The following is a 24,537-nucleotide window of genomic DNA, read 5'->3' as shown; positions in this document are numbered from 1 at the left end:
GGCGCAGAGCTGGTCCGCGCGTCCCGATGGCAACGAAAGACGATCTCCCGCTTTGACGGCGTGACGTCGACGGGACGACGTCGCCGAGGCGCCCATGCTGTACGAACTCGCGACCCTCTCGTGCCCGCTGCTCGCGGTGGGTCAGGTCTCGGCCGGCGTCGAGGCCTGGCTGGACGATCCCGACGCCAAGGGCGAGCTGGTCGGCTGCTGGCGCACCGAGATCGGGACGCTGGGGCGCCTGATCGTGCTGCGCGGCTTCGCGGCGCCCGAGGACATGACCGCCGAGCGCCGGCGCGCCCTGCTCAGCGCCAACCCGTTCAACGCCGGGCACGTGATCACCGCGCTGGAGATGGACAGCTACGCCCCGTTCCCCTTCCTGCCGCCGATCCGGACGGGCGACCGGGGCGGGGTGTACGAGATCCGGACCTATCGCCAGAAGCCGGGGGGCCTGCCGCCGACCCTCGCGGCCTGGGAGGCCGCGATCGAGCCGGCACGCGCCTACACGCAGCACCTCGTCGTCAACATGTACGCCCTCGACGGCGCGCCGCGCATCACGCACATCTGGGGTTTCCGCAGCCTGGAGGAGCGGGCCGCGCTGCGAGCCCGCGCCTACGAGGCGGGAATCTGGCCGCCGAAGGGCGGCCCGGACCAGATCGCCGAGGCGACCGCGACGATCGCGCTCCCTCAGGGGCGCTCGCCCCTGCGCTGACCGCCATCCGTCGAGAGCCGCAACCCGCGCTGGCGCCACCCCAGGGGGCGGCGCCAGCGCCGTCACTCAGCGGCGGCAGACGCCCCGCGGGCCGCGATAGAGGCCGGGCGGGCAGCCGCGGGGAGCGCCGGTGATGGCGCGGCGGATCGCACCGCGCGGGCCGCGATTCAGGCGGCAGCCGCCGTAGGCCCCGCGATGGGCGCCGAACCCGCAGCCGCCGCGGACGAGGGTGACGGCGGCGTCGCCGCCGGTCAGCGGTGCCACGGGCATCGCCTGGGCTCCGCCGGCGAACAGGGCGACGGACGCGGCGACGATCAGGCCGGTCATTCTCATGAGGTTCTCTCCCGCTGGGCACTCGGCGCGGCCCCGGGCGATCCGGACCGCGTCACGGCCTCCGGCCGCGGCCGGTAACCCCGTGCCCGCGGCATCGTTCCGCGCGCGGGCGGGGCCGCCGATCAGGCGCCGAACAGGTCGCGCCAGGCCGGTGGAAGCCCCGTGCCGGCCAGGGGCGGCGACGGCGCGTGTCCGGGCAGGCTCGTCGCCGAGAACACGCCGCGGGCCACCGCCCGGGCCAGGACGCGCGCGGCGACGTCGCCGAGGCGGGCGAGGTCGACCACCGGTTCGGCGAGGGGCACGGCGCCGGTCGCCGCGGCGAAGACCAGGTCGCCGTCGAGGGGCGTGTGCGCCGGCACGAGCGCGCGGGCGAGTCCGTCCTGCGCGGCCACCGCGAGGCGCCGGCACTGCGCCTTGGTCAGCGCCGCGTCGGTCGCCACCACGGCCAGCGTCGTGGCGGCGCCCGGCAGCGCCCGGGCCGGGAAGGCGAGGGCCTCCGGCGGCACCCGGACCGGCGCGCCGAGACCACCGAACTCGTCGCCCTCTTCGAAGGGCGCCGCCCAGAAATGCGGCCCGGCGCCGATCGTCGCGTTGCCGAAGGCGTTCACGGCCGCGAGCGCCCCGACCCGGAAGCCCGTTCCCGGCACCTGCGCCGAGGCGGATCCGATCCCGCCCTTCAGTCGCCCGGTGCGCGCGCCTGTCCCGGCCCCGACCGAGCCGAGGGCGAAATTCTCCGCCGCGGCCGCGGCGGCCTGAAAGCCCAGCTCGCGATAGGGCGGATAGCGGCCCCAGGCCTTGTCCCCGCCGTTGGGGAGATCGAACAGGACCGCCCCGGGGACGATGGGCACCCGCATGGCGCCGACCGGGAAGCCGCGCCCGGCCTCGGCGAGCCACGCCGCCACGCCCGCCCCCGCGTCGAGGCCGAAGGCCGAGCCCCCGGAGAGCACGAAGGCGTCGACCCGCTCCACGGTGCGCTCGGGATCGAGCAGGTCGGTCTCGCGGGTGCCCGGCCCGCCGCCGCGCACGTCGACCGCGGCGATGGCCGGCTCATCGAACACGATCGCGGTGACGCCGCTGGCGAGCCGCAGGTCGGTGGCGTGGCCGACCCGCAGGCCGGGAATGTCGGTGATGCGATTCTGCGGCATGGACCGAGCTTGCCACGCCGCGTCATCGCCGCAAATCCGGCCGGGGCCGTTGACCGTCGGCCGGGGTTTCCCAGGTTGGCAGACGGCACAGCGCGTCGAGGAGCACGGCATGGACGTCGGATTCATCGGAATGGGGCGGATGGGTCGCGCCATGGCGGCCAATCTCGCGCGGGCCGGCCACGCGGTCCGCGCCTGGAACCGCTCGCCGGAGGCCGCGCGCGGCATCGACGGCGTCACCCCGGTGGCGAGCGCCGCCGAGGCCTTCGCCGGGGACGCCGTGATCACCATGCTGGCCGACGACGCGGCGCTCGAGGCCGTGATCGTGGCCGGCGGCCTCCTCGACCGGCCGGAGCGCCCCGGCCTGCATATCGGGATGAGCACGGTCTCGGTGGCCCTGGCGAAGCAGCTCGCCGCCGTCCACGCGCGGGCCGGCGTCCCCTACGTCTCGGCCCCGGTCTTCGGGCGGCCGGACGTGGCGGAGGCCGGGAAGCTCAACATCGTTGCGGCGGGAGAGGGAGCCCTCATCGACCGCGCCGGCCCACTCCTCGACGCGATGGGCGCCAGGACCTGGCGCTTCGGCGACGACCCGACGCGGGCGAACGCCGTCAAGCTCGCCGGCAACTTCATGCTGATCTCGGCGATCGAGGCCATGGCCGAGGCCTGCGCCCTGACGGAGGGCCACGGCGTCCCGGGCGCCGAGTTCCTCGACCTGATGACCAACACGCTGTTCGCCTCGCCGGTCTACAAGGGCTACGGCGCCTCGATCGCGCAGAACCGCTACGAGCCGCCGGGCTTCATCCTCAGGCTCGGGGCCAAGGACGTGCGGCTCGCCCTGCAGGCGGCCGAGGGCGCCGGGGTGCCGATGCCCTTCGCCAGCGTGCTGCGGGACGGTCTCATCGAGGCGATCAGCCACGGCGACGGCGAGAAGGATCTGGCGGCGCTCGCCCGCGTCTCCGCCCGGCGCGCAGGGCAGGGTTGAAATCTGCGGCAATGGCTCGCCTTTCTGGCGAACCTTAACCCGTCATTTCAACCTCACGACAGAGTGTCCGGCCGGCTATAGGCACGGATACCAATAGATGCGCACACATTCCTATTCGCTGCGCAGGATGACTCTGTCGACGAAAGTCATCCTGCTGGCGATGCTCGCCGTGACACTCACCGCCGGCGCCATCTGGATTACGGTCTCGCGACAAACTTGGTCGCAGATGGAGGCGCGCCAGCGCACCAACGGCGAGCGCAACCTGAGAACTCTGGCGCTCGTCCTGGCGGCGCGGGTCGAGGGCGCGGCGGCGGATCTCGACGGCGCGCGCGTCGCCCGGGTGTCGACGCCGAGCCTGTCGGGCTTCGCCGATGCCCGCGTCGTGGACGACGCCGTCGCCTACTCGGGCGGCCTGGCGACGGTGTTCAGCTACGAGCCCGCCTCCGACAGCTTCGTACGGCGCCAGACCACCGTGCGCCGGGAGGACGGGACCCGCGCGGTCGGCACGGCGCTCGCCGCCGACAGCCCGGCCCAGGCCGCGATCCGCGCCGGGCGAACCTACGAGGGGCCGGCGACCCTTTTCGGGCGGCGCTACCACACGGTGTACCAGCCGACGGTCGACGCCGCCGGCAAGGTGAACGGCATCCTATTCGTCGGTCTGCCGATCGAGATGTACTTCGACGCCCATGCCCAGACGATGACGAGCCTCAGCGTCGCCGCCCTGGTCATCGCGGTGCTGGCCTGCGCCCTCGTCGGGCTGGCGGCGGCGCGACTGTTCCGGCCCTTCGCGACGATCGCCGCGCGGATCGAGGCCCTCGCGGCCGGCGACCTGGACTCGGCGATCCCCCACGCGGCGCGCGGCGACGAGATCGGCACGGTGGCGCGCGCCCTCGAGGTGCTGCGCGTCTCCGGCCTGCGGACCCGGGAACTCGAGAGCCTGCAGAGCGCGGGCGCGGCCGACGAGACGCGGCGGCGGGCCGCGCTCGACCGCGCCATCGAGGCGTTCCGGGGCCAGATCGTCCGCCTAAAGGACGCGCTGACCGCCAGCACCGGCGCGATGCGCGCCCGGGCCGGCGAGATGGCGGCCAGCTCCGCCGAGGCGGAGGCCGCCGTCGCCGAGACCGAGCGCGGCTCGCACGAGACCTCCGCCAGCGTCCAGACCGTCGCGAGCGCCGCCGAGGAGCTCTCCGCCTCCATCGCGGAGATCGGAACCCAGCTCGACCAGGCCGAGGCCCTGGTGGCCACGGCCGCCGCGGAGTCGGACGCTATGAACGCCGAGATCGGCGAGCTCGCCGAGGCCGCAGGGCGCATCGGCGCGGTGGTCGGGCTGATCCGCCAGATCGCCGAGCAGACCAACCTGCTGGCGCTCAACGCCACGATCGAGTCCGCCCGGGCCGGCGCCGCCGGCAAGGGCTTCGCCGTGGTGGCCGCGGAGGTGAAGGCGCTGGCGTCGCAGACCGCGCGGGCGACCGAGGAGATCGGCAGCCAGATCGCCGGCGTGCAGGCCTCGACGACGGCGGCCGTGGCGGCCATCGGCCGGATGGGCGAGCGGATGCGGGCGGTCAGCGCCACCACGGGTGGGATCGCGTCGGCGGTCTCGGCCCAGGGCGCGGCCACCGCCGAGATCTCCCGCAACGTCGCCGACACGGCCGGCGCCACCGAGGCCATCGCGGGCGGCCTGACCACGGTCGCCGGCGCCGCGCGGCGCTCGGCCCGCATGGCCGCCACGGTCACCGAGGCGGCTCAGACCGTCGACGCGGTCGCGGCCGACCTCGAGGGCGAGATCGAGCGCTTCCTCGGTCAGGTCGCGGCCTGAGCCCTCAGAGCCCGTAGCGGGCGAAGGCCGCGCGCTCCGCGAACGCGGCCATCGCCCCCTCGGCCAGGTCGATCCCGCCCGGCGCGCCGCCCCGGCGCAGGATGCGGGAGAGCAGGCCGCCGCGCGCCTCGGCGACGAGGCGCAGGTCGACCTTCTCGCCGAAGCGCGCGCGCATCGCGGTGCGCACGTCGCCCAGGGCGTCGACGAGGCCGAGGGGCAGCGCCTGCCGCCCGGTCCAGACCGCGCCGGTGAACAGGTTCTCGGACGTCGACAGGCCCGGGCGCCGGGCCGTGACGAGGCCGGTGAACAGGTCCTGCACGTCGGCCTGGATGCGCTTCAGGCGCTCCACGTCGGCGGGATCCTCCGGGCGGAACGGGTCGAGCATCGACTTCGCCTCGCCCTGCGTGTGCACCCGCCGCTCGACGCCGAGCTTCTCCAGGAGGCCGTGGAAGCCGAAGCCGGCGGAGACCACGCCGATCGAGCCGACGATCGAGGTCGGGTCGGCGACGATCTCGTCGGCCGCGCAGGCGATCATGTAGCCGCCGGAGGCCGCGACATCCTCCACGAAGGCGATCACCGGCACGCCCTTCTCCTCGGCCAGCGCCCGGATGCGGCGGTGGATCAGGTGCGACTGCGCCGGCGAGCCGCCGGGCGAGTTGATCACCAGCGCCACCGCCTTCACCCCCGGCATCCCGAAGGCGCGCTCCAGGCTGCCCGCGACGCCCCCGATCGAGAGCCCCGGCCGCAGCGGCGAGACCGCCCCGATCGTGCCCGACAGCCGGACCACCGCGACCCGCGGGCGTCGGTCCCGGAAGCGGCGCGGGAGGAGGGCACGGAATGTGTCGGGGAACGCGAACGCCATGGGGTCTTACGCGGCTCGTCGGGAAGCCGGGCGGGAGACGGCCCGGAAGCGCCTGTCGTCGGAAACTGGGCGCTTTCCGGCCCCGCGCAAGGGCGGTGCGCGAGGGCGGCGCGTCTGCGCAGTCAGAACGGATCGAACCGTTTGCCGACCTTGGCCGTTTCAGGCGACGGCGCGAGCCTCGTGCCGGCCCGGATCCGCTGGACTCGGACGGGCGCTCACACGGGAGAGAAACGATGCGACCCTGGCCGATCCTGGTCCTCCTCGCCGCGCTGCTCGGCGGGCTGGCGAGCGCGCCCGCGCGCGCGGCGCCCCTGCCGGTCCCCGCGAGCGCCGAGGCCGCCGCGCCCGCCCCCGCGGTGCAGCAGGCCCACTGGCGCCACCGCCGCCACTGGCACCGCCGCCACCACTGGCGCCGCCACTGGCACCACCGCCGCCACCACTGGCACCGTCGCCATCACTGGCACCGGCACCACCATTTCCGCCGGCACTGGCACCGCCACCACGTCTGGCATGGCCGCCCGTACGCCCGTCCGTACGGCCACCGGCACGTCACGTTCTACTGAGCGCGGCCCTGCGCGTCCCGGCCCGATCCGGCCGGGACGCATCCCTGCCGGGACGCGCGCCGGCAGCCGCGCTGCGACCTTGCGGGCGGCCTCGGAAAACCTTATTTAACCGTCTGATATCACTGCTCTTCCGAGAGGCCGTTCCGGCGCATCGCGCGCCACCCGGGAACGACCGTGAGCACCGCCCGTCCGGGCTTCAGAACGGATACCGACTTGGCCGAGAACGATCCGACTGGCGCCGCCCCGCCCGCCAGCGACATCCGCCCCGTCTCCATCACCGACGAGATGCGCCGCTCCTACCTCGATTACGCGATGAGCGTGATCGTGAGCCGGGCGCTTCCCGACGCCCGCGACGGTCTCAAGCCGGTGCACCGGCGCATCCTCTACTCCGCCTTCGAATCCGGGCACCTGCCCGAGCGGAAATACGTCAAGTCGGCCCGCATCGTCGGCGACGTGATCGGTCTGTACCACCCGCACGGCGACCAATCGATCTACGACGCCCTCGTGCGGATGGCGCAGGACTTCTCCATGCGCCTCATGCTCATCGACGGGCAGGGCAATTTCGGCTCGGTGGACGGCGATCCGCCGGCCGCCATGCGCTACACCGAATCGCGGCTGGCCAAGCCCGCGACCGCGCTGCTCACCGACATCGACAAGAACACCGTCGATTTCGGACCGAACTACGACGAGTCGCGCGAGGAGCCGACCGTCCTGCCGGCCCGCTTCCCGAACCTGCTGGTCAACGGCGCCGGCGGCATCGCGGTCGGCATGGCGACCAACATCCCGCCGCACAATCTCGGCGAGCTGATCGACGCCTGCGTGGCGCTGATCGACGACCCGGGCCTGACCATCGAGCAGCTCACCGAGATCGTGCCCGGCCCGGACTTCCCGACCGGCGGCATGATCCTCGGCCGGGCCGGCACGCGGCAGGCCTACGCGACGGGCCGCGGCTCGGTGATCATGCGCGCCAAGTCGCATGTCGAGGAGCTGCGCAAGGAGCGCGAGGCGCTGATCTTCACCGAGATCCCCTATCAGGTGAACAAGGCGACGCTCGTCGAGAAGATCGCCGAGCTGGTGAAGGAGAAGCGCGTCGAGGGCATCTCGGACCTGCGCGACGAATCCGACCGGACGGGCATGCGCATCGTCGTCGAGATCAAGCGCGACGCCATGGCCGACGTGGTGCTGAACCAGCTCTACCGGTTCACGCCGCTGCAGAGCTCCTTCGGCTGCAACATGGTGGCGCTGAACGGCGGCCGCCCCGAGCTGATGAACCTGAAGGACCTGCTCCAGGCCTTCGTGGACTTCCGCGAGGAGGTCGTCTCCCGCCGGACCAAGTTCCTCCTCGGCAAGGCGCGCGAGCGCGCCCACGTCTTGTGCGGCCTCGCGATCGCGGTCGCCAACATCGACGAGGTGATCCGCCTGATCCGGACCTCGCCGGACCCGAACACGGCCCGCGAGGCCCTGATGGCCCGCGACTGGCCGGCCCACGACATCGCGCCGCTGATCGCGCTCGTGGACGACCCGCGCCACCGCGTCGCCGAGGACGGCACCTACCGCCTGTCCGAGACCCAGGCCCGCGCCATCCTCGACCTGCGCCTGCAGCGCCTCACGGCTCTCGGCCGCGACGAGGTCGGCGACGAGCTGAAGACCCTGGCCGACGAGATCGCCGACTACCTCGACATCCTGCGCTCGCGCGCCCGCATCCAGGGCATCGTCAAGGGCGAGCTCGCCGAGGTCCGCGAGCAGTTCGCCACCCCGCGCCGGACCGAGATCGTCGATTTCGACGGCAGCGTCGAGGACGAGGACCTGATCGCCCGCGAGGACATGGTGGTGACCGTGTCGCACGCCGGCTACGTGAAGCGCGTGCCGCTCTCGACCTACCGGGCCCAGCGCCGCGGCGGCAAGGGCCGCTCCGGCATGGCGACCCGCGACGAGGATTTCGTCACCCGCCTGTTCGTGGCCAACACCCACACGCCGGTGCTGTTCTTCTCCAGCCAGGGCCAGGCCTACAAGGAGAAGGTGTGGCGCCTGCCGATGGCCGCCCCGAACGCCCGCGGCAAGGCGCTGGTGAATATCCTGCAGTTGCAGGACACCTCCGAGCGCATCACCACGATCATGCCGCTGCCCGAGGACGAGGCGTCCTGGGAGACGCTCGACGTGATGTTCGCGACCGCGCGCGGCAACGTCCGGCGCAACAAGCTCTCGGACTTCACCACGGTGAACCGCAACGGCAAGATCGCCATGAAGCTCGACCCGGGCGACCACATCGTCCACGTCGAGATCTGCCGGCCGGACCAGAACGTGCTGCTGACCACCGCTCTGGGTCAGTGCATCCGCTTCCCCGTCGAGGACGTGCGCGTCTTCAAGGGCCGCGACTCCACGGGCGTGCGCGGCATCCTGCTGGCCAAGGACGACCGGGTCATCTCGATGACCATCCTGAACGCCTTCGACGCCAGCGCCGAGGAGCGGGCCGGCTACCTGAAGATGCGCCGCGCCGTGACCGGCGAGGCCGAGGAGAACGGCGACGCGGAGCCCGAGGACGGCGCCGAGGCGGCGGCGATCTCGCTCGACCGCTACAACGAGATGGGCGCGGCCGAGCAGTACGTGCTGACCCTGTCGGAGCGGGGCTTCGGCAAGCGCTCCTCGTCGTTCGAGTACCGGACCTCGGGACGCGGCGGGAAGGGCATCACGGCGATGCGGGTCAATGCCCGCAACGGCAGCCTCGTGGCGTCCTTCCCGGTCGAGGCCTCGGACCAGATCATGCTGGTCACCGACGGCGGCCAGCTGATCCGCGTGCCGGTGGACGACATCCGCATCGTCGGCCGCGCCTCGCAGGGCGTGACGGTGTTCAACACCGCCAAGGACGAGAAGGTCGTCTCGGTGGAGCACATCGAGGGCGAGGACGAGGGCGCCGAGGCCGGTCCCGAGGGCGGCGAGGAGGCCTGAGGCGCCGCCCGGTTCCGTCCGGCGCGAAAATGCTCTAGGTCGGGTCGCGATGACCCGCACTGCCCTCTACGCCGGCTCGTTCGATCCGGTCACGAACGGCCATCTCGACGTGGTCCGCCAGGCCTGCAGGCTGGTGGACCGCCTCGTGATCGCCATCGGCGTCCACCCCGGCAAGGCCCCGCTGTTCTCCGCCGAGGAGCGGGCGGCGCTGCTGAGCGAGACCTGCGGGCCAGTGGCCCAGGCCGAGGGTGCGGCGCTGGAGATCGTTACCTTCAACGATCTCGCCGTCTCGGCCGCCCGGCGCTGCGGCGCCGCGATCTTCATCCGCGGCCTGCGCGACGGCACGGATCTCGACTACGAGATGCAGCTCGCCGGCATGAACGGCGCCATGGCGCCCGAGGTGCAGACCGTGTTCCTGCCCGCCTCGACGCAGGCCCGCCCGATCACCGCGACGCTGGTGCGCCAGATCGCCGGCATGGGGGGCGACGTCTCGCCCTTCGTGCCCGCGGCGGTCGCCGCGCGCCTCCGGCAGCGCTTCGCCGCCCATTCCTGACACCGGCCCGACCCTGGAAGGACTTCGATGAACCGACGCCACGCCCTCCTCGCGCTCGCCCTGACGCTCGGCACCGCCCAGGCGGCCCGGGCCGCCGACGCCAACACGGTCTATCTCCAGACCAAGGACGGGCGGATCACCATCGAGCTGCGGCCCGACATCGCGCCCAAGCACGTCAAGCAGATCAAGACCCTCGTCTCGCAGGGCTTCTACAACGGCCTCAAGTTCCACCGCGTCATCGACGGGTTCATGGCCCAGACCGGCGACCCGAAGGGCAACGGCACCGGCGGCTCCAGCCTGCCGAACATCCCGGCCGAGTTCACGCAGTCGGCCCAGTTCCGCCGCGGCACCGTGGGCATGGCCCGCTCGCAGGATCCGAACTCGGCGAACTCGCAGTTCTTCATCTGCCTCGGCGACGCGCCGTTCCTGAACGGCCAGTACACGATCGTCGGTAACGTCACGGACGGGCTCGACGTCCTCGACAAGATCAAGAAGGCCGCCCCGGGCGCGCCGGGCGGGGCCGTCCAGGATCCCGACAAGATCGTCAGCATGACGCTCGCCGAGAAGGCCAAGTAGCGGCCGCATGCCGGGCCGGCGCGCCGCCTCGATCCTCCTGCTGAGCTTGATCCCGGCGGCCGCCGCGGCCTATGACGGCGCGCCGTTCTACGGCTACGCCGACGAGCCCGGGGGCGGCTACCCGCTGAGCCTGCCCCAGACCCTGCGCGCCACGGTCCCGGTCCCGGTCGCCCGGATGGCGACCAAGCCCGCCGACACCCTGGCCGAGCTCTACCCGGCGCTCGCCGCCTGCTGGCAGGCACCGGGCGGCCTCGGCCGCCCGAGCGCCGGGTCCGACGACATCGAGATCACCCTGCGGCTCGCGCTGCGGCGCGACGGCAGCCTGATCGGGCCGCCCCGCGTCACCTACGCGGCGGGGGTCGCGGGCGATCGGCGGAATACCCTGGTGCGCGGGACCCTCGACGCCCTCGCGCGCTGCACCCCGGTCCACATCACGCCGGGTCTGGGCCGGGCGATCGCGGGGCGGCCGGTGGCGCTCCGCTTCGTCTACCGCCCGCCGGCCTGAGCGCCGGCGAGACCGACACGGGCGCTGGCCGGATCCGGCACGCGCCGATACAGTTCCCCCAACCGGAAGGAAAGACTATGGCCGACAACGAGACCATCGTGCTGGAGACCACCAAGGGCCGCGTCGTGATCGCGCTGCGCCCCGACCTCGCCCCGGGCCACGTCGAGCGCATCAAGACGCTCGCCGCCCAGGGCTTCTACGACGGCGTGCCGTTCCACCGGGTGATCGACGGGTTCATGGCCCAGACCGGCGACCCGACCGGCACCGGCTCGGGCGGCTCCGACCTGCCGGACCTGAAGGCCGAGTTCAACGCCGAGCCGCACGTGCGCGGCACCTGCTCGATGGCGCGGACGAACTTCCCGCACTCGGCGAACTCGCAGTTCTTCATCTGCTTCGACGACGCCCGCTTCCTCGACAAGCAGTACACGGTGTGGGGCAAGGTCGTGGAAGGCATGGACGTGGTCGACACGATCAACAAGGGCGAGCCGCCGCGCTCGCCGGACAAGATCGTGAAGGCGACCGTCGCGGCGGCCTGAGCTCGGATCAAGCCTCACAGCCGAAGCCATCTCTCGATGGCTTCGGCTGTACCGTCTTTGCGAGCGGAGCGAAGCAATCCAGTAGCGCCGCGTCTTCACGCGTCGCGCTGCCCTGGGTCACTTCGCTTCGCTCGCGATGACGGCGGGCCGCATCACCCGCGGTCCAGGGCTTCCGCCGCCGCCAGATCCGCCGGCGAATTGATGTTGAGGAACGGGTCCACCGGCTCGACCGGCCAGGTCGCGACCGCGGCCCCGTGGCGCGCGATGAAGGCGCCGACGCGCCGCTCGCCGCGTTCGAGATAGTCCCGAAGCGCGTCGCTCAGAGCCGTCGGCCAGAGCGCGATCGTGTAGTGCTGCCGCTCCCCTGAGGCCGCGAGCGCGATGCCGGTCTCCGGTCCGGCCGCGCCGAGGCGCGCTACCAGATCCTCCGGCAGGAACGGCGCGTCGCCCGACACGCTCACCACCCGCGCGATACCCCGCGCGCCGGCGTGCTCCAGCCCGGCGAGGATGCCGGCGAGCGGGCCCGGCTGATCCGGCACGGGGTCCGGCAGGACCGGACCGGGAAAGCCGGAGAACCGCGCCGGGTCGCCGTTGGCGCTGAGCGCCAGTCCCGCCCCGCATTGCGGCCCGAGCCGCTCGACCACCCGCTCCAGCAGGGTCCGCCCCCCGAGCCGCAGCAGCGGCTTGTCGCCCCCGCCCATCCGCCGCGCCCGCCCGCCGGCGAGGATCAGGCCCAGGACCGGCGGCGGAAGAGGCGGGGAGGGCACAGGATCACTCGAAGACGATCTTCGGCGCCGTCCGCCCGGCCGGAGCGCCGGACAGGTTCGCCCAGAGCTGGGCGGCGATGTCCCGGTAGACCTTGGCGTGCGGCCCCTCCGGATCGGTCGCCACCACCGGCCGACCGGCATCCGAGGTCTCGCGGATGATCATGTTCAGCGGCACCTCGCCGAGGAACGGCACGCCGAGCCGCTGCGCCTCGTTCCGCGCGCCGCCGTGCCCGAAGATGTGCGAGGCGTGGCCGCAATTCGGGCAGACGAAGGTCGCCATGTTCTCGATCACGCCGAGGATCGGCACCGCGACCTTCTTGAACATGGTCACGCCGCGCCGCGCGTCGATCAGCGCGAGATCCTGCGGGGTGGAGACGATCACGGCGCCGGAGAGCGGCGTCGCCTGCGCCATGGTGAGCTGCGCGTCGCCGGTGCCGGGCGGCATGTCGACGAGCAGCACGTCGAGCTCGCCCCAGAGCACGTCGCGCAGCATCTGGGTGATGGCCGACTGCACCATCGGGCCGCGCCAGATCATGGCGGTCTCAGGCTCGATCAGGAAGCCGATCGACATGACCTTGAGGCCGTAGCCGACCATCGGCTCCATGGCCTTGTTGTCGACGACGTTGGGCTTGCCCGAGAGCCCGAACAGCTTCGGCACGGAGGGGCCGTAGATGTCAGCGTCGAGGAGGCCGACCTTCAGCCCCTGCGCCTGGAGCGCCAGGGCGAGGTTGCAGGCGGTGGTCGACTTGCCGACGCCGCCCTTGCCGGAGGCGACCGCCACGATGTGGCGCACGCCCGCGATCTGCGGGCCCTGGTTCGGCGGCGCGCCGGGCCGCGGCGGCGCGACCGGAGGCGGCGTCACGGGCCGGGGAGCGGCGCCGCTCTGGGCCGGGTGGCTCTGGTTCCGCTCGGAGGTGAGGCTCGCGAACACGCCCGAGACGCCCGGCATCTTCAGGACGCGCCCCTCGGCCTGGCGCCGCACCGGCTCGAACCGCTCGGCCTCGCTGGGATCGACGAGGATCGAGAACATCACGCGGCTGTTCGGATCGACCACGACCTGGGACAGCCGTCCCGAGCCGGGCAGGGTGGTGCCGGCGGCATCGACGGTGACGTCGGCGAGCGCCTTCAGCACGTCGTCGCGGGTGATCGCCAAAATCGTTCTCCACCGGGGCAAGCAGGTATGCCAGTGCATGTAACCGAGCGGGCCCAGAACACCAGACCCCGGGCCCGAGATCGGCGCGCGCCGGTGGCCCGCGTCCCCGCGGCCATCCCGCGCTGGAGCGGGGCGCCGCCCGGACCGGGCCGGCGTCAGTGCGGCCGGGCGATGAGGTTGCACGCCTCCATCGGGCCGCGGACCACGGTCCCGTCGCCGCGCCGGTAGACCCCGTGCCGCAGGCGACGGCAGCCGAGGGGGCCGCGCAGGCGCTTCACGCGCTCGATGTGGACGCTGCCGTAGCGGCGGTTCGAGAAATCGTGGCCGCCGATGCGCACGCCCGGGCCGAAGCGCACTTCGGCGCCGGCCGGCCGAGCGCCGAGACAGAGGGCGCCGAGACAGAGGGCGCCGAGCGCCAGCGCCGCGGCCGTACGCCCCAATCTCCGAACACCTCGCATACGAACCTCCTCACCGCACGGGCAAGCTGAACCAACCGGAGACTGATCCGTTGTCGGGGCAGCCTTCGGGCGGGGCACCCTTCGGAGACCCCGCCGGGACCGAAACGACGCGTAGGAGACCACTTTCATGCATCAGGGCAACCACCGCGACCACGAGGGCGCGAAGAAGCTGTTCGAGCTCATCAAGGACGTGAAGATCGCCATGATGACCACCGTCGACTCCGACGGCACGCTCAACAGCCGCCCGATGTGGAACAACGACGCCGACGAGAACGGCGACCTGTGGTTCTTCACCAAGCTGCACTCGCCCAAGACGGCCGAGATCAGCAAGGATAACCAGATCAACCTCGCCTATTCCGACCCGTCGAGCCAGAACTACGTCTCGGTGGCCGGCAAGGCGGAGATCGTCCGCGACCAGTCGATCATCGACGCGAAGTGGAATGAGAGCCTGAAGACCTGGTTCCCGAACGGGAAGAACGATCCCGAAGTCGCGCTGATCCGCGTCCACCCGGAGAAGGGCGAGTACTGGGACAGCCCCAACAGCACGATGCTGCACCTCTACGGCTACGTGAAGGCCTCGCTCACCGGGGAGAGCCCGAAGACCGAGACCAAGAAGGTCGACCTCGCCTGAGGATCGGTCGTCAGGATCGGCGGTTTCGCGGGCGGTCTCCGGGCGGAGGCCGCCCGTCTTCTTGACGTGTGCGGTCCCGGCATGCGCTCTGCGCGTTCCAAGCGCGGCAGAGTGCCTGACGAATGCTCGATCTGGCGAAACGGGTCTACGATCACAGTTTCCGCATCGACCCGATCGTGCGGTCGCTCCTCGACACCGATTTCTACAAGCTCCTGATGGCGCAGACGATCCTGCGCCGGCACCCCGACATCCAGACCACCTTCGGCATCACCAACCGCACCCGCCGGATCCGGATCGCCGACGAGGTCGATGCCGGGCTGCTGCGGGAACAGCTCGACCACGCCCGGACGCTGCGCCTCAGCAAGGGCGAGATCACGTGGCTGCGGGGCAACGTGTTCCGCGGCCAGGGACGCATCCTCGGCCCCGAATTCGTCTCCTGGTTCGAGACCTTCCAGCTCCCCGAATACGAGCTCGCCGTCCATGACGGCCAGTACGAGCTGACTTTCCACGGCCCCTGGGTCGAGACCACCATGTGGGAGGTCCCGGCGCTCGCGATCCTGAACGAGCTGCGGGCGCGGGCCGTGCTGCGGGGCCTCGGCAAACTCGACCTGCAGGTGCTCTACGCCCGCGCCATGACCCGGGTCTGGGAGAAGATCGAGCGGCTGCAGAGGCTTCCGGACCTGTCGGTGGCGGATTTCGGCACGCGTCGGCGCCACGGATTCCTGTGGCAGGACTGGTGCGTCCAGGCCATGGCGGAGGGCCTGGACGGCGCGTTCCTCGGCACCTCCAACTGCCTGATCGCGGCCCGGCAGGAGGTCGAGCCGGTGGGGACGAACGCCCACGAATTGCCGATGGTCTACGCGGCGCTCGCCGAGGACGACGCGGCGCTCGCCGCCGCGCCCTACGCGGTGCTCGCCGACTGGCAGGAGGATTACGGCGGCAACCTGCTGGTGATCCTGCCCGATACCTACGGAACCACCGGATTCCTGGCGAACGCCCCGGACTGGGTCAGCGACTGGACCGGCATACGCATCGACTCGAAGGACCCGATCGAGGGCGGCGAGGAGGTCATCCGCTTCTGGCAGGATCGCGGGCACGACCCGCGGGAGAAGCTCGCGATCTTCTCGGACGGCCTCGACATCGACGAGATCGAGCGCATCCACGCCCGGTTCCACGGGCGCATGCGCATCGGCTACGGCTGGGGCACGCTGCTCACCAACGATTTCCGCGGGCTGCTGCCGGACGGCAAGCTCGACCCGGTCTCCATCGTCTGCAAGGTCACGCAGGCCGACGGCCGGCCGACCGTGAAGCTCTCCGACAATCCCACCAAGGCGCAGGGCCCGTCCGACGAGGTCGCCCGGTACCGGCGCGTCTTCGGCGTGGGCGCGCAGGAGGCGTTGCCGGTGGTGGTGTGAAGGAAGTTCGTACCGTTTCCGGTTGATCAGATCGTTCCGCCGTCCTTGCGAGCGGAGCGAAGCAATCCAGATAGCGCCACGCTCCCTGCTGTCCCGCAGCCCTGGGTTGCTTCGCTGCGCTCGCAAGGACGGAGCGGGCCGCACCGACCGAAGCGTTCAACCGGAAACGGTATCAGACCCGCCGCGGTGAAACACGGAGGCCGCCGCCCCAGGGATGAATTCATTATCATGCCCGGCAATCGGGGCGCCTCGGGCGGCCCTGTCCGGGAGAACGCCATGTCGATGAATCGCCGCTCGCTCATCGGGGCCGCGGGCCTCGCCCTGGCGGCGCCCGCCCTGCAGGGCGCGCAGGCGGCCGAGGCCGCGAAGCCGGCCGCGAAGGCAGCGCCGCCGCACGTCACGAAGATCCTCGCGCAGTGGATCCTGGGATCCTCCTACGACACCCTGCCGGAGCCCGTCCGCCGCGAGGGCGTGCGTAGCTTCCTCAACTGGGTCGGGGTGGCGATCGGCGGCTCGCACCACGAGACCGTCGACGTGGCGGTCTCGGCGCTGCAGCCCTTCTCCGGGCCGCCGCAGGCCGGGCTGTTCGGACGGACCGAGCGGTTCGACATCATGAACGCCGCCTTCCTCAACGGCGTGTCGAGCCACATCTTCGACTTCGACGACACCCACCTGAAGACGATCATCCACCCGGCCGGCCCGGTCGCCTCGGCGATCCTGGCCTACGCGGCGATGAAACCGGTCTCCGGCAAGGACTTCCTCGAAGCCCTGGTGGTCGGGATCGAGGCCGAATGCCGGATCGGCAACGCGGTCTACCCGAACCACTACGATGCCGGGTGGCACATCACCGGCACCGCGGGCGTGTTCGGATCGGCCGCCGCCGCCGGCAAGCTGATGGGGCTCACCGAGCAGCAGATGGTCTACGCCCTCGGCCTCGCCGCCTCGCAGCCGGTGGGCCTGCGCGAGTCGTTCGGCTCGATGAACAAGAGCTTCAACCCGGGCCGGGCCGCGTCCAACGGACTGTTCGCGGCGATCCTGGCGGCCAAGGGCTTCACCTCGTCGGACGGCATGATCGAGGCCAAGCGCGGCTGGGCCAACACGATCTCCACCAAGCAGGACTGGTCGCAGATCACCGACGGCCTCGGCACCCGCTACGAGGCGCAGCTCAACACCTACAAGCCCTTCGCCTGCGGGATCGTCATGCACCCGACGATCGACGCGGCGATCCAGATCCGCGACCAGGACCACGTCAAGCCGGAGGACATCCAGCGCGTCGACCTGAAGGTCCACCCGCTCGTCCTGGAGCTGACCGGCAAGACCGCGCCGAAGACCGGCCTGGAGGGCAAGTTCAGCATCTACCACGCCGCCGCGGTGGCCTTCGTGGAGGGCGCGGGCGGCGAGAAGCAGTTCAGCGACCGGTCGGTGAACGATCCGCGGGTGGTGGCCCTGCGCCAGAAGGTGGTCCCGGCAATCACCCCCGGCGTCGATCCCGCGCAGGTCGACATGACCGTGACGCTGAACGACGGGCGGACCTTCCACCGGCATATCGAGCAGGCGATCGGCAGCGTCGAGAAGCCGATGTCGGACGCGCAGCTGGAGGCGAAATTCACCGACCTCGCCGCCGGGATCCTGCCGGACGCGCAGGCCAAGCGGGTGATGCAGCTGTGCTGGTCGCTGCCGGAGCTGAAGGATGCGGGCGACGTGGCGCGGGCCGGCGTCGCGGGGGCCTAACCTGAACGCGAAACCCTCGGGATCGATTTCGCGTCCTGTGCCGTTCCCCGTCCGCGAGGCTTCCGCCGCTCCCGGCGGCCGCCCGCGCGTGGCGTTCGGGACGTGGATCACGGTATGGGCACGAGAACCCCGGTCGGGGTCGAACCGGCAGCGCGGCCCGGGACTCCCCTGATCCCGCCGCGGCCGACCCGCGTCGCCGCGGCCGAGACGCCGCGGGCCGCCATGGCGTCGCCGGTCGTGGTCGGCGCCACCATCATCGCCGCCCTGTATTTCGGCCGCGAGATCTTCATCCCGATCGCGATCGCGCTGCTGCTGTCGTTCGTGCTGACGCCGCTGGTGAACCGCCTGCGGCGGCTGCGGCTGCCGCGGCTGGTGGCAGTGGGCGTCAGCGTGCTCCTGACCGTGGGCATCGTGGCCTCCCTGGCGACGCTGATCGGCATCCAGGCGGCCGATCTCGCGGGGGACGTCCCGCGTTACCGGGCCACGATCGAGCGCAAGATCAACGGCCTGCGCGACTCGCCCGTGGGCCACGTCACGGAATACGTCGCCAATATCGGCCGGGCGCTGCACGGCGGCGCCAAGGAGGCCGGGAGCCCGGAGGCGCAGCCGGCCGCGCCACCGCCGTCAACGTCGCCGGCATCGCCGCCGTCGACGCCGCCGTCGACGCCCTCGGCGGCTCCCGAGCCGGCCCAGGCCGCGCCCAAGCCCGTCCTCGTCGAGGTCGCCACGACCCCGCCGGGCTCCCTGGAGATGCTCTCGACCGTGCTCACGCCGGTGATGCATCCCCTGGCCACGGTCGGCATCGTCTTCGTGGTGCTGCTGTTCGTGCTGATGCAGCGCGAGGACCTGCGCGACCGCATGATCCGGCTGGCCGGATCGAGCGACCTGCACCGGACCACCGTGGCCATCGACGACGCGGCCAAGCGCCTGAGCCGCTACTTCGTGGTCCAGCTCGCCCTCAACGCCGCCTTCGGCGTGGTCATCGGCATCGGCCTCTACCTCATCGGCGTGCCGAACCCGGTGCTCTGGGCGATCTTCGCGGCCCTGATGCGCTTCGTGCCGTATCTCGGGGCGGTCCTGTCGGCGATCCTCCCGATGGCGCTCGCCGCGGCGGTCGATCCCGGCTGGAACATGATGATCGCCGTGGCGATCCTGTTCGTCGTCCTGGAGCCGCTGACCGGCCAGGTCTTCGAGCCGATCTTCTACGGGCAATCCACCGGGCTCTCGCCCTTCGCGGTCCTGGTCTCGGCCCTGTTCTGGACGTGGCTGTGGGGGCCGGTCGGCCTGCTGCTCTCGACGCCCCTGACCGTCTGCCTCGTGGTGCTCGGACGCTACGTCGAGCACCTGGAGTTCCTGGATGTGCTGTTCGGCGACCGGCCAGCGCTGACGCCGGTCCAGAACTTCTACCAGCGCATCCTGGCGGGCGATTCCGAGGAGGTGCTGGGCCATGCCGAGCTGATCCTGCAGCAATGCTCGCTCTCGTCCTACTACGACGACGTCGTGCTCAAGGCGCTGGAACTCGCCGCCCGCGACGCGGCCCGCGGGGTGCTGACCGCGCAGCAGAAGGGCGCGATGCGCGCCGCGCTCACCGAGCTGATCGCCGACCTCTCCGACCGCAGCGACGCCGTCGCGGGGGCGACGGGCGATGGCGAGGAGAGCGCCTGCAGCCCGCTCCCGATGGGGCCGGCCCCGGACGCGCTGCCCGCCGCCTGGACGCGCGAGGGCGCGGTGCTGTGCGTGGCGGGGCGCGGCTTCCTGGACGAGGCCGCGGCCGCGATCCTCGCGCAGATCCTGGAGAAGCGCGGCCTCGGCGTCCGCACGGTCCCGTTCGCCGAGACGGCCTCCGTGCGGATCGGCCGGTTCGAGGCCGGGCCTGCGCGGATCGCCTGCGTGGTCTCCCTGGCACTCGACGGCGAGCCGACGCACCTGCGCCGCCTGATCCGCCGGCTGCGCGGCCGGGTCCCGGGCGTTCCGGTCCTGCTCGGCCTGTGGCTCGCCCAGGACAGCGGGGCGAAACGCCTCGCCGGCGGGCCGGGGGGCGCCGAGGCCGACGCGCAGGTCGGATCGCTGCGCGAGGCCGTCGAGGCTATCCTGGCGGCCGCGCAGGAGGACGCGACCTGCGCGACCGCGACGGACGCATCGACGGACGCATCGGAGGGCACGTCGGACGCCTGCGGCCAGGCGGCGCGTCTGCCCGCGCCGGCCGGGGCGTGAGTCGCGGATGCGCGGGGGCGGGGGCTTGACGGGCAGGGGCGCGCGCCGGTTTCGTCGGGACGGGCCGTTTGGCCGGGCGGCCTTCGGGCGCAACAGGGGACGGAACGGATGAGTGTCGTCGAACTCGGCCGGTTCATGGACGACCTCGCGGACGCGTCCGGGAAGGCGATCCTGCCGTTCTTCCGCGCCCAGTTCGGCCTGGACGACAAGGCCCGCGGCGGGGCGCCGTTCGATCCGGTCACCGAGGCCGACCGGGCCGCCGAGGTCGTCCTCCGGGCGATGATCGGCCAGACCTTCCCGGGCCACGGCATCCTCGGCGAGGAATTCGGCGCGGAGCGCACCGACGCCGAGTGCGTCTGGGTCCTCGACCCGATCGACGGCACCCGCGCCTTCATCGGCGGCCTGCCGACCTGGGGAACCCTGATCGGGCTGACCCGCAACGGCGTGCCGGTGCGGGGGATGATGCACCAGCCCTATCTCGCGGAGCGGTTCACCGGGGACGGGCGCAGCGCCAAGCTCCGCGCGCCGGCGGGCGAGCGGACCCTGCGCACCCGCCGCTGCGGTGACCTCGCCCAGGCGATCCTGGCGACCACGGATCCCCGGCTGTTCGCGGCCGGCGACGAGGCCGAGCGATTCCGGGCGCTGGAAGGCCGGGTGCGGATGTCCCGCTACGGCGCGGATTGCTACGCCTACTGCATGCTGGCGGCCGGCCAGATCGACCTCGTGGTCGAGGCCGGGCTGAAGCCCTACGACATCGTCGCGCTGATCCCGATCGTCGAGGGAGCGGGGGGGCGGGTCACCGCCTGGGACGGCGGCTCGGCCGCCGGCGGCGGCCGCGTGATCGCGGCCGGCGACCCGCGGCTGCACGAGGCCGCGCTCAAGGTCCTGAACCCGTGACGCGCGTCGGCATCCAGGCCGTCCGCCGCCACGAAGGCCCGACCGCGTGCTGCTGAACGCGCTCATCCTGATCACGACCCTGGTGCCGAGCGCCGAGGCCAGCGCGGACGCCCTCGCGCGCGCCCTTCCGCCCCGCGCGACGGTCGCCGCCCCGGCGGACAGCCGGCCCCCGCGCTTCGACCCCGCGACCCGCTCCGTGTCCAACTGGCACGCCCAGACCGGCGCGCAGCTGACGCCGCGGGCGCTGGCGATCACCGCCTCGCTGGCCGACGATCCGCCCTACGTCGCCCGCTGCGTGCGGCTCAACAACGGCTGGTGCATCAAGTCCGCCCGCTGGTCCGGCGAGATCGGCGCCGACGGGGAGGGCCACACCGCCTTCGCTACCCTCGACGACGGCGCCGACGCCGCCGCGAGCCTGCTGCGGCGCTACTACCGCGACTACGGCCGCCGCACGGCGCTGGCCATCGTGCGCCGCTGGGCGCCGGCCGAGTGCCGCGTCGGTGCCGCCCCCGCGCGGCCGGGCCGGCCGGCGGCGGCGCCGGTCGTCTCGGCGGCCCTCGCGCCCCGCGGCCTCGGGCGGACCCTGCGGGCGCGCTACCTGGCCGCGCACCGCCCCGGCGGCGCGCCGCGGGGCCGGGCGGCCCTGCGGGTTCAGCCCTGGTCGCCGCTCGCCCGGATGGCCGGCCGCCCGACCCGGCGCCCGGCCGCCATCCCGCGGGTGGCGATGCTCCAGCCGGTTCCCGACATCGCCGCGGGCATTTCGGCCTCCACCGGCCGCCCGGCCGGGAGCGTCGCCGACCCTTCGGCGCTCCTCGACCGGAAGCCAAGTCGCGTCCCGAGTGCCGACCGGATGGTCGCCGAATCCGCGCTGCTGCCGGCGATCGCGGCCGGCCTGCCGGTCCTCGACCTGCGCCTGCCGGCTCCGCTCTGCACCGGCGACGAGGTCCGGATCCAGGCCTACGCCAATCGCATCAGCGCCAGCGTCGGCCTGAAGCCCGGCGACGACCTCGACCTGTTCGGGCCGGACGGCGCGCCGCGCGCCAACCTGGCGCCCGTGATGCTGGCGATGTCGGCGGTGGAGCTCGGCACGCTGCGGGCCGGCCCGGACCTCGTCGCCGGGGCGATCGCCCGGCTGAGGCCGCTCACGCCGCCCTAGGGGAGGCTTCCCGGGCGGCAAGCCTTGCGGTTCGGCCCCGGCCGCGCCACCTCTGCCCGGCCCGTTCCCTCACCCCGAGCCCGCCCGTGCCCCTGATCGACCTTGCCGCGCGTGCCGGCTCGGCCGTCAAAGCCTTCGCCGAAGCCTCGCACGACCTGCTGGTCCAGCCGACCCTGCGGCTGGGCGTGACCGGGCTCGCGCGCTCGGGCAAGACCGTGTTCACCACGGCGCTGATCCACCACCTCGTGGAGACGCACGCGCTGCCGGCCTTCGCGCCCGCGCAAGAAGGCCGCCTGCGCCGCGCCAAGCTGGTGCCGCAGCCCGACGACGACGTGCCGCGCTTCCCCTTCGAGGAGCATTTCGCGACGCTCACCGAGGCGCGGCGCTGGCCGCGCTCCACCGACCGGATCAGCCAGTTCCGCCTGGAGATCGCCTACGAGCGCGCCGCCGGCTGGCGCTCCGGCCCCGCGACCCTGATGCTCGACGTGGTCGACTACCCGGGCGAGTGGCTCCTCGACCTCGCGCTGATCGAGACCAGCTACACGGCGTGGTCCCGGGCCACGATCGGCGGCACCCGCCGGCCCGGCCGCGCCGCCGTGGCGGCGCCCTGGCTGGAGGCGCTCAAGGGCTTCGACCCGAACGGCCCCCTCGACGAGGTCGCGGCCGAGCGGGCGAGCGACGCCTTCAAGACCTACCTCGCGGGCCTGCGCGCCGGCCCCGAAGCCGTGGCGACGACGCCACCGGGCCGGTTCCTGATGCCGGGCGACCTCGCGGGCTCGCCGGCGCTCACCTTCGCACCCCTCGACCGGCTTACCGAGACGATCGCCCCCGACAGCCTCGCCGGGCTGATGGAGCGGCGCTTCGAGGCCTACAAGTCCAAGGTCGTGACGCCGTTCTTCCGCGACCATTTCCAGCGGGTCGACCGGCAGATCGTGCTGGTGGACGTCCTGTCGGCGGTCGATGCCGGGCCGACCGCCCTGGCGGAGCTGGAGGAGGCGCTGGACGCGGTGCTGCTCAGCCTCAACATCGGCCGCAACACGGTGCTGTCCCGGCTGTTCGCCCCCCGGGCCGACCGCGTGCTGTTCGCCGCCACCAAGGCCGACCACCTCCACCAGACGAGCCACGACCGGCTCGACGCGCTGCTGCGGCTGCTCGTGTCGCGGGCCATGCGGCGGACCGAGGCCGCGGGCGCCCGGGTCGGTACGGTGGCGCTCGCCTCGGTGCGCGCCACCCGCGAGACCACCGTCCACGACGGGTCGGAGACGCTGCGGGCGGTGGCCGGCACGCCGGAAGCCGGCGAGGTGGTGGGCGACGAGGTCTTCGACGGCAACAGCGAGGCCGCGATCTTCCCGGGCGAGCTGCCGGCCCGCGCCGAGGCGGTGCTGGAGGGGGCGGTCGAGCCGGGCTCGCTGCGCTTCCCGCGCTTCCGGCCGCCGCTGGTGCGCCCGGACGGGCTCGGCCGCGCGGGGCACCTGCCGCAGATCCGGCTCGACCGGGCGATGCAGTTCCTGATCGGCGACCGGCTGGCGTGACGATGTGTGCGATGCGGAGCCCGCGACCATGACCTCCGGCCAGAAACCCCGCGCCTTCCGGATCAGCCCCGAACCGGTCGGCGAGCCGAGCGTGACCACGACGCCGCTCGGGCCCCGGCCGCCGCAGGCCAGGATCGTCGAGGAACCCTTCGAGATCCTCGACGCCGCCGACGGCGTCGCCGTGCCGGTGGCCCCGCGCTCGCGCTCGCCCTGGGGCGCCCTGTTCTTCTCGGCGGTGGGCGGCCTCGTCTCCCTGGGCGTCGGCCTGTCGGTCGAGCGGATGATCAGCGACCTGTTCCAGGCCGCCCCCTGGCTCGGCTGGGTCGCGCTCGCGCTGCTGGGCCTCGCCGCGCTGGCGCTGCTGGCGATCGTCGTGCGGGAACTCGCCGGCCTTCGGCGCGAGCGCAAGATCGAGCGGCTGCGCCAGTCGGCGCTGGACGCCCTCGCCACCCGCGACCACACCGGCGCGCAGGCGGTGGTGCAGGCGCTCTCGACCTTCTACGCGGACCGCGACGCCCTGTCGGCGGGCCGCGCCCGGATCGACGCCGCCGCCGACGCGATCCTCGACGTCGACGACCGGATCGGCCTGGCCGAGCACGAGCTGCTCGCCGGCCTCGACCGGCAGGCGCGCAACGCCATCGCGACGACGGCCAAGCAGGTCTCGGCGGTGACGGCGCTCAGCCCGCGGGCGATCGTCGACGTGGCGTTCGTCGTGTTCGCGGCGGTGCGGCTGCTGCGCCGGATCGCGGCGATCTACGGCGGCCGGCCGGGCTTCCTGGGCTTCCTGCGGCTGGGGCGCGCGGCGCTCGCGCATCTCACGGTCACCGGCGGCATGGCGGTGGGCGAGAGCGTGATGCAGCAGGTTCTGGGGCTCGGGATCGCCGCCCGGGTCTCCGCCAAGCTGGGGGAGGGCGTGCTCAACGGGCTGATGACCGCCCGGTTCGGGCTCGCGGCGCTCAACGTCTGCCGGCCGCTGCCGTTCGTGCGGGAGGCCCCGCCGCGGCTCGCCGACGTCGCCGGCGAGCTGCTGCGCTCGGCCGAGGCCGAGCCGAAATAGTGG

23 protein-coding genes are annotated in these 24,537 nt (G+C 72.9%); 17 read left to right on the top strand and 6 right to left on the bottom strand.

Going from position 1 to position 24,537, the window contains the following annotated elements; translation table 11 throughout:
- Positions 1–94 precede the first annotated feature (94 nt).
- The gene (locus ACLBYB_RS14635) at positions 95–709 is read left to right on the top strand and encodes an NIPSNAP family protein (RefSeq protein ID WP_447699193.1); all 615 of its coding nucleotides are present in this window, start codon (positions 95–97) and stop codon (positions 707–709) included.
- Positions 710–775: 66 nt separating this feature from the next.
- Here ACLBYB_RS14635 and ACLBYB_RS14630 read toward each other — a convergent pair whose 3' ends face one another.
- Positions 776–1,042: a GCG_CRPN prefix-to-repeats domain-containing protein gene (locus tag ACLBYB_RS14630; RefSeq protein ID WP_165923109.1), complete on the bottom strand. Its 267-nt coding sequence runs from the start codon at positions 1,040–1,042 to the stop codon at positions 776–778.
- Positions 1,043–1,164: 122 nt separating this feature from the next.
- Positions 1,165–2,187 (bottom strand): P1 family peptidase, encoded by a 1,023-nt coding sequence (locus ACLBYB_RS14625; protein ID WP_447699192.1) that lies wholly within the window; start codon positions 2,185–2,187, stop codon positions 1,165–1,167.
- Between ACLBYB_RS14625 and ACLBYB_RS14620 the strand changes: the two genes are divergently transcribed.
- Positions 2,081–3,166 (top strand): NAD(P)-dependent oxidoreductase, encoded by a 1,086-nt coding sequence (locus tag ACLBYB_RS14620; RefSeq protein ID WP_348273195.1) that lies wholly within the window; start codon positions 2,081–2,083, stop codon positions 3,164–3,166. The genes ACLBYB_RS14625 and ACLBYB_RS14620 overlap by 107 nt on opposite strands.
- Before the next feature lie 97 nt (positions 3,167–3,263).
- Positions 3,264–4,982, top strand: a complete 1,719-nt coding sequence (locus ACLBYB_RS14615; protein ID WP_447699191.1) for a methyl-accepting chemotaxis protein — start codon at positions 3,264–3,266, stop codon at positions 4,980–4,982.
- A 4-nt stretch (positions 4,983–4,986) separates the two neighbouring features.
- Here ACLBYB_RS14615 and ACLBYB_RS14610 read toward each other — a convergent pair whose 3' ends face one another.
- Entirely contained in the window at positions 4,987–5,844 is an 858-nt protein-coding gene (locus ACLBYB_RS14610; protein ID WP_091977340.1) for a S49 family peptidase, read from the bottom strand.
- Positions 5,845–6,077: 233 nt separating this feature from the next.
- Between ACLBYB_RS14610 and ACLBYB_RS14605 the strand changes: the two genes are divergently transcribed.
- The 6 genes from ACLBYB_RS14605 (at position 6,078) to ACLBYB_RS14580 (ending at position 11,523) form a co-directional block, all read left to right on the top strand.
- The gene (locus tag ACLBYB_RS14605) at positions 6,078–6,407 is read left to right on the top strand and encodes a hypothetical protein (protein WP_056532391.1); all 330 of its coding nucleotides are present in this window, start codon (positions 6,078–6,080) and stop codon (positions 6,405–6,407) included.
- 213 nt (positions 6,408–6,620) lie between these two features.
- On the top strand, positions 6,621–9,353 hold the full coding sequence (gene gyrA / locus ACLBYB_RS14600) for a DNA gyrase subunit A (protein ID WP_091927538.1): 2,733 nt from the start codon (positions 6,621–6,623) through the stop codon (positions 9,351–9,353).
- Positions 9,354–9,402: 49 nt separating this feature from the next.
- Positions 9,403–9,906, top strand: coding sequence for a pantetheine-phosphate adenylyltransferase (gene coaD, locus ACLBYB_RS14595; protein WP_020095391.1), 504 nt, complete (start codon positions 9,403–9,405; stop codon positions 9,904–9,906).
- 27 nt (positions 9,907–9,933) lie between these two features.
- Positions 9,934–10,482, top strand: coding sequence for a peptidylprolyl isomerase (locus ACLBYB_RS14590; RefSeq protein WP_020095390.1), 549 nt, complete (start codon positions 9,934–9,936; stop codon positions 10,480–10,482).
- A gap of 7 nt (positions 10,483–10,489) precedes the next feature.
- Positions 10,490–10,987, top strand: coding sequence for a hypothetical protein (locus ACLBYB_RS14585; protein WP_447699190.1), 498 nt, complete (start codon positions 10,490–10,492; stop codon positions 10,985–10,987).
- Between the two features lie 77 nt (positions 10,988–11,064).
- Positions 11,065–11,523, top strand: coding sequence for a peptidylprolyl isomerase (locus ACLBYB_RS14580; RefSeq protein WP_010686120.1), 459 nt, complete (start codon positions 11,065–11,067; stop codon positions 11,521–11,523).
- 152 nt (positions 11,524–11,675) lie between these two features.
- Here the strand turns inward: ACLBYB_RS14580 and mobA are convergent, their stop codons facing one another.
- The 3 genes from mobA to ACLBYB_RS14565 all read right to left on the bottom strand — a co-directional run bounded on the left by mobA (position 11,676) and on the right by ACLBYB_RS14565 (position 13,901).
- Complete coding sequence (gene mobA, locus ACLBYB_RS14575; RefSeq protein ID WP_244534938.1) at positions 11,676–12,224, bottom strand: molybdenum cofactor guanylyltransferase MobA; 549 nt, start codon at positions 12,222–12,224, stop codon at positions 11,676–11,678.
- Between the two features lie 70 nt (positions 12,225–12,294).
- Complete coding sequence (locus tag ACLBYB_RS14570; protein WP_447699189.1) at positions 12,295–13,443, bottom strand: Mrp/NBP35 family ATP-binding protein; 1,149 nt, start codon at positions 13,441–13,443, stop codon at positions 12,295–12,297.
- 155 nt (positions 13,444–13,598) lie between these two features.
- Positions 13,599–13,901, bottom strand: coding sequence for a hypothetical protein (locus tag ACLBYB_RS14565; protein ID WP_447699188.1), 303 nt, complete (start codon positions 13,899–13,901; stop codon positions 13,599–13,601).
- A gap of 127 nt (positions 13,902–14,028) precedes the next feature.
- Here ACLBYB_RS14565 and ACLBYB_RS14560 point away from each other — a divergent pair, with 127 nt between their 5' ends.
- The 8 genes from ACLBYB_RS14560 to ACLBYB_RS14525 all read left to right on the top strand — a co-directional run bounded on the left by ACLBYB_RS14560 (position 14,029) and on the right by ACLBYB_RS14525 (position 24,534).
- Positions 14,029–14,532, top strand: coding sequence for a pyridoxamine 5'-phosphate oxidase family protein (locus tag ACLBYB_RS14560; protein WP_010686116.1), 504 nt, complete (start codon positions 14,029–14,031; stop codon positions 14,530–14,532).
- Positions 14,533–14,654: 122 nt separating this feature from the next.
- Entirely contained in the window at positions 14,655–15,947 is a 1,293-nt protein-coding gene (gene pncB, locus ACLBYB_RS14555; RefSeq protein ID WP_447699187.1) for a nicotinate phosphoribosyltransferase, read from the top strand.
- 276 nt (positions 15,948–16,223) lie between these two features.
- Complete coding sequence (locus tag ACLBYB_RS14550) at positions 16,224–17,678, top strand: MmgE/PrpD family protein (protein WP_447699186.1); 1,455 nt, start codon at positions 16,224–16,226, stop codon at positions 17,676–17,678.
- A gap of 114 nt (positions 17,679–17,792) precedes the next feature.
- Complete coding sequence (locus tag ACLBYB_RS14545; protein ID WP_447699185.1) at positions 17,793–19,892, top strand: AI-2E family transporter; 2,100 nt, start codon at positions 17,793–17,795, stop codon at positions 19,890–19,892.
- Positions 19,893–20,000: 108 nt separating this feature from the next.
- Positions 20,001–20,789 carry a histidinol-phosphatase gene (gene hisN / locus ACLBYB_RS14540; protein ID WP_447699184.1) on the top strand — a complete coding sequence of 263 codons (789 nt, stop codon included), beginning with the start codon at positions 20,001–20,003 and terminating at the stop codon, positions 20,787–20,789.
- 46 nt (positions 20,790–20,835) lie between these two features.
- A complete protein-coding gene (locus ACLBYB_RS14535; RefSeq protein WP_447699183.1) occupies positions 20,836–21,945 on the top strand; it encodes a hypothetical protein in 1,110 nt (369 codons plus the stop codon).
- A gap of 86 nt (positions 21,946–22,031) precedes the next feature.
- Positions 22,032–23,477 (top strand): YcjX family protein, encoded by a 1,446-nt coding sequence (locus ACLBYB_RS14530; protein ID WP_447699182.1) that lies wholly within the window; start codon positions 22,032–22,034, stop codon positions 23,475–23,477.
- Positions 23,478–23,505: 28 nt separating this feature from the next.
- Positions 23,506–24,534 carry a YcjF family protein gene (locus tag ACLBYB_RS14525; protein WP_100252337.1) on the top strand — a complete coding sequence of 343 codons (1,029 nt, stop codon included), beginning with the start codon at positions 23,506–23,508 and terminating at the stop codon, positions 24,532–24,534.
- The last annotated feature ends 3 nt before the right edge of the window (positions 24,535–24,537 follow it).

The organism is Methylobacterium sp. D54C, from assembly GCF_053345595.1.
Note: the sequence above shows the minus strand (reverse complement) of the source record. Positions and strands in the feature narration are given on the sequence as shown.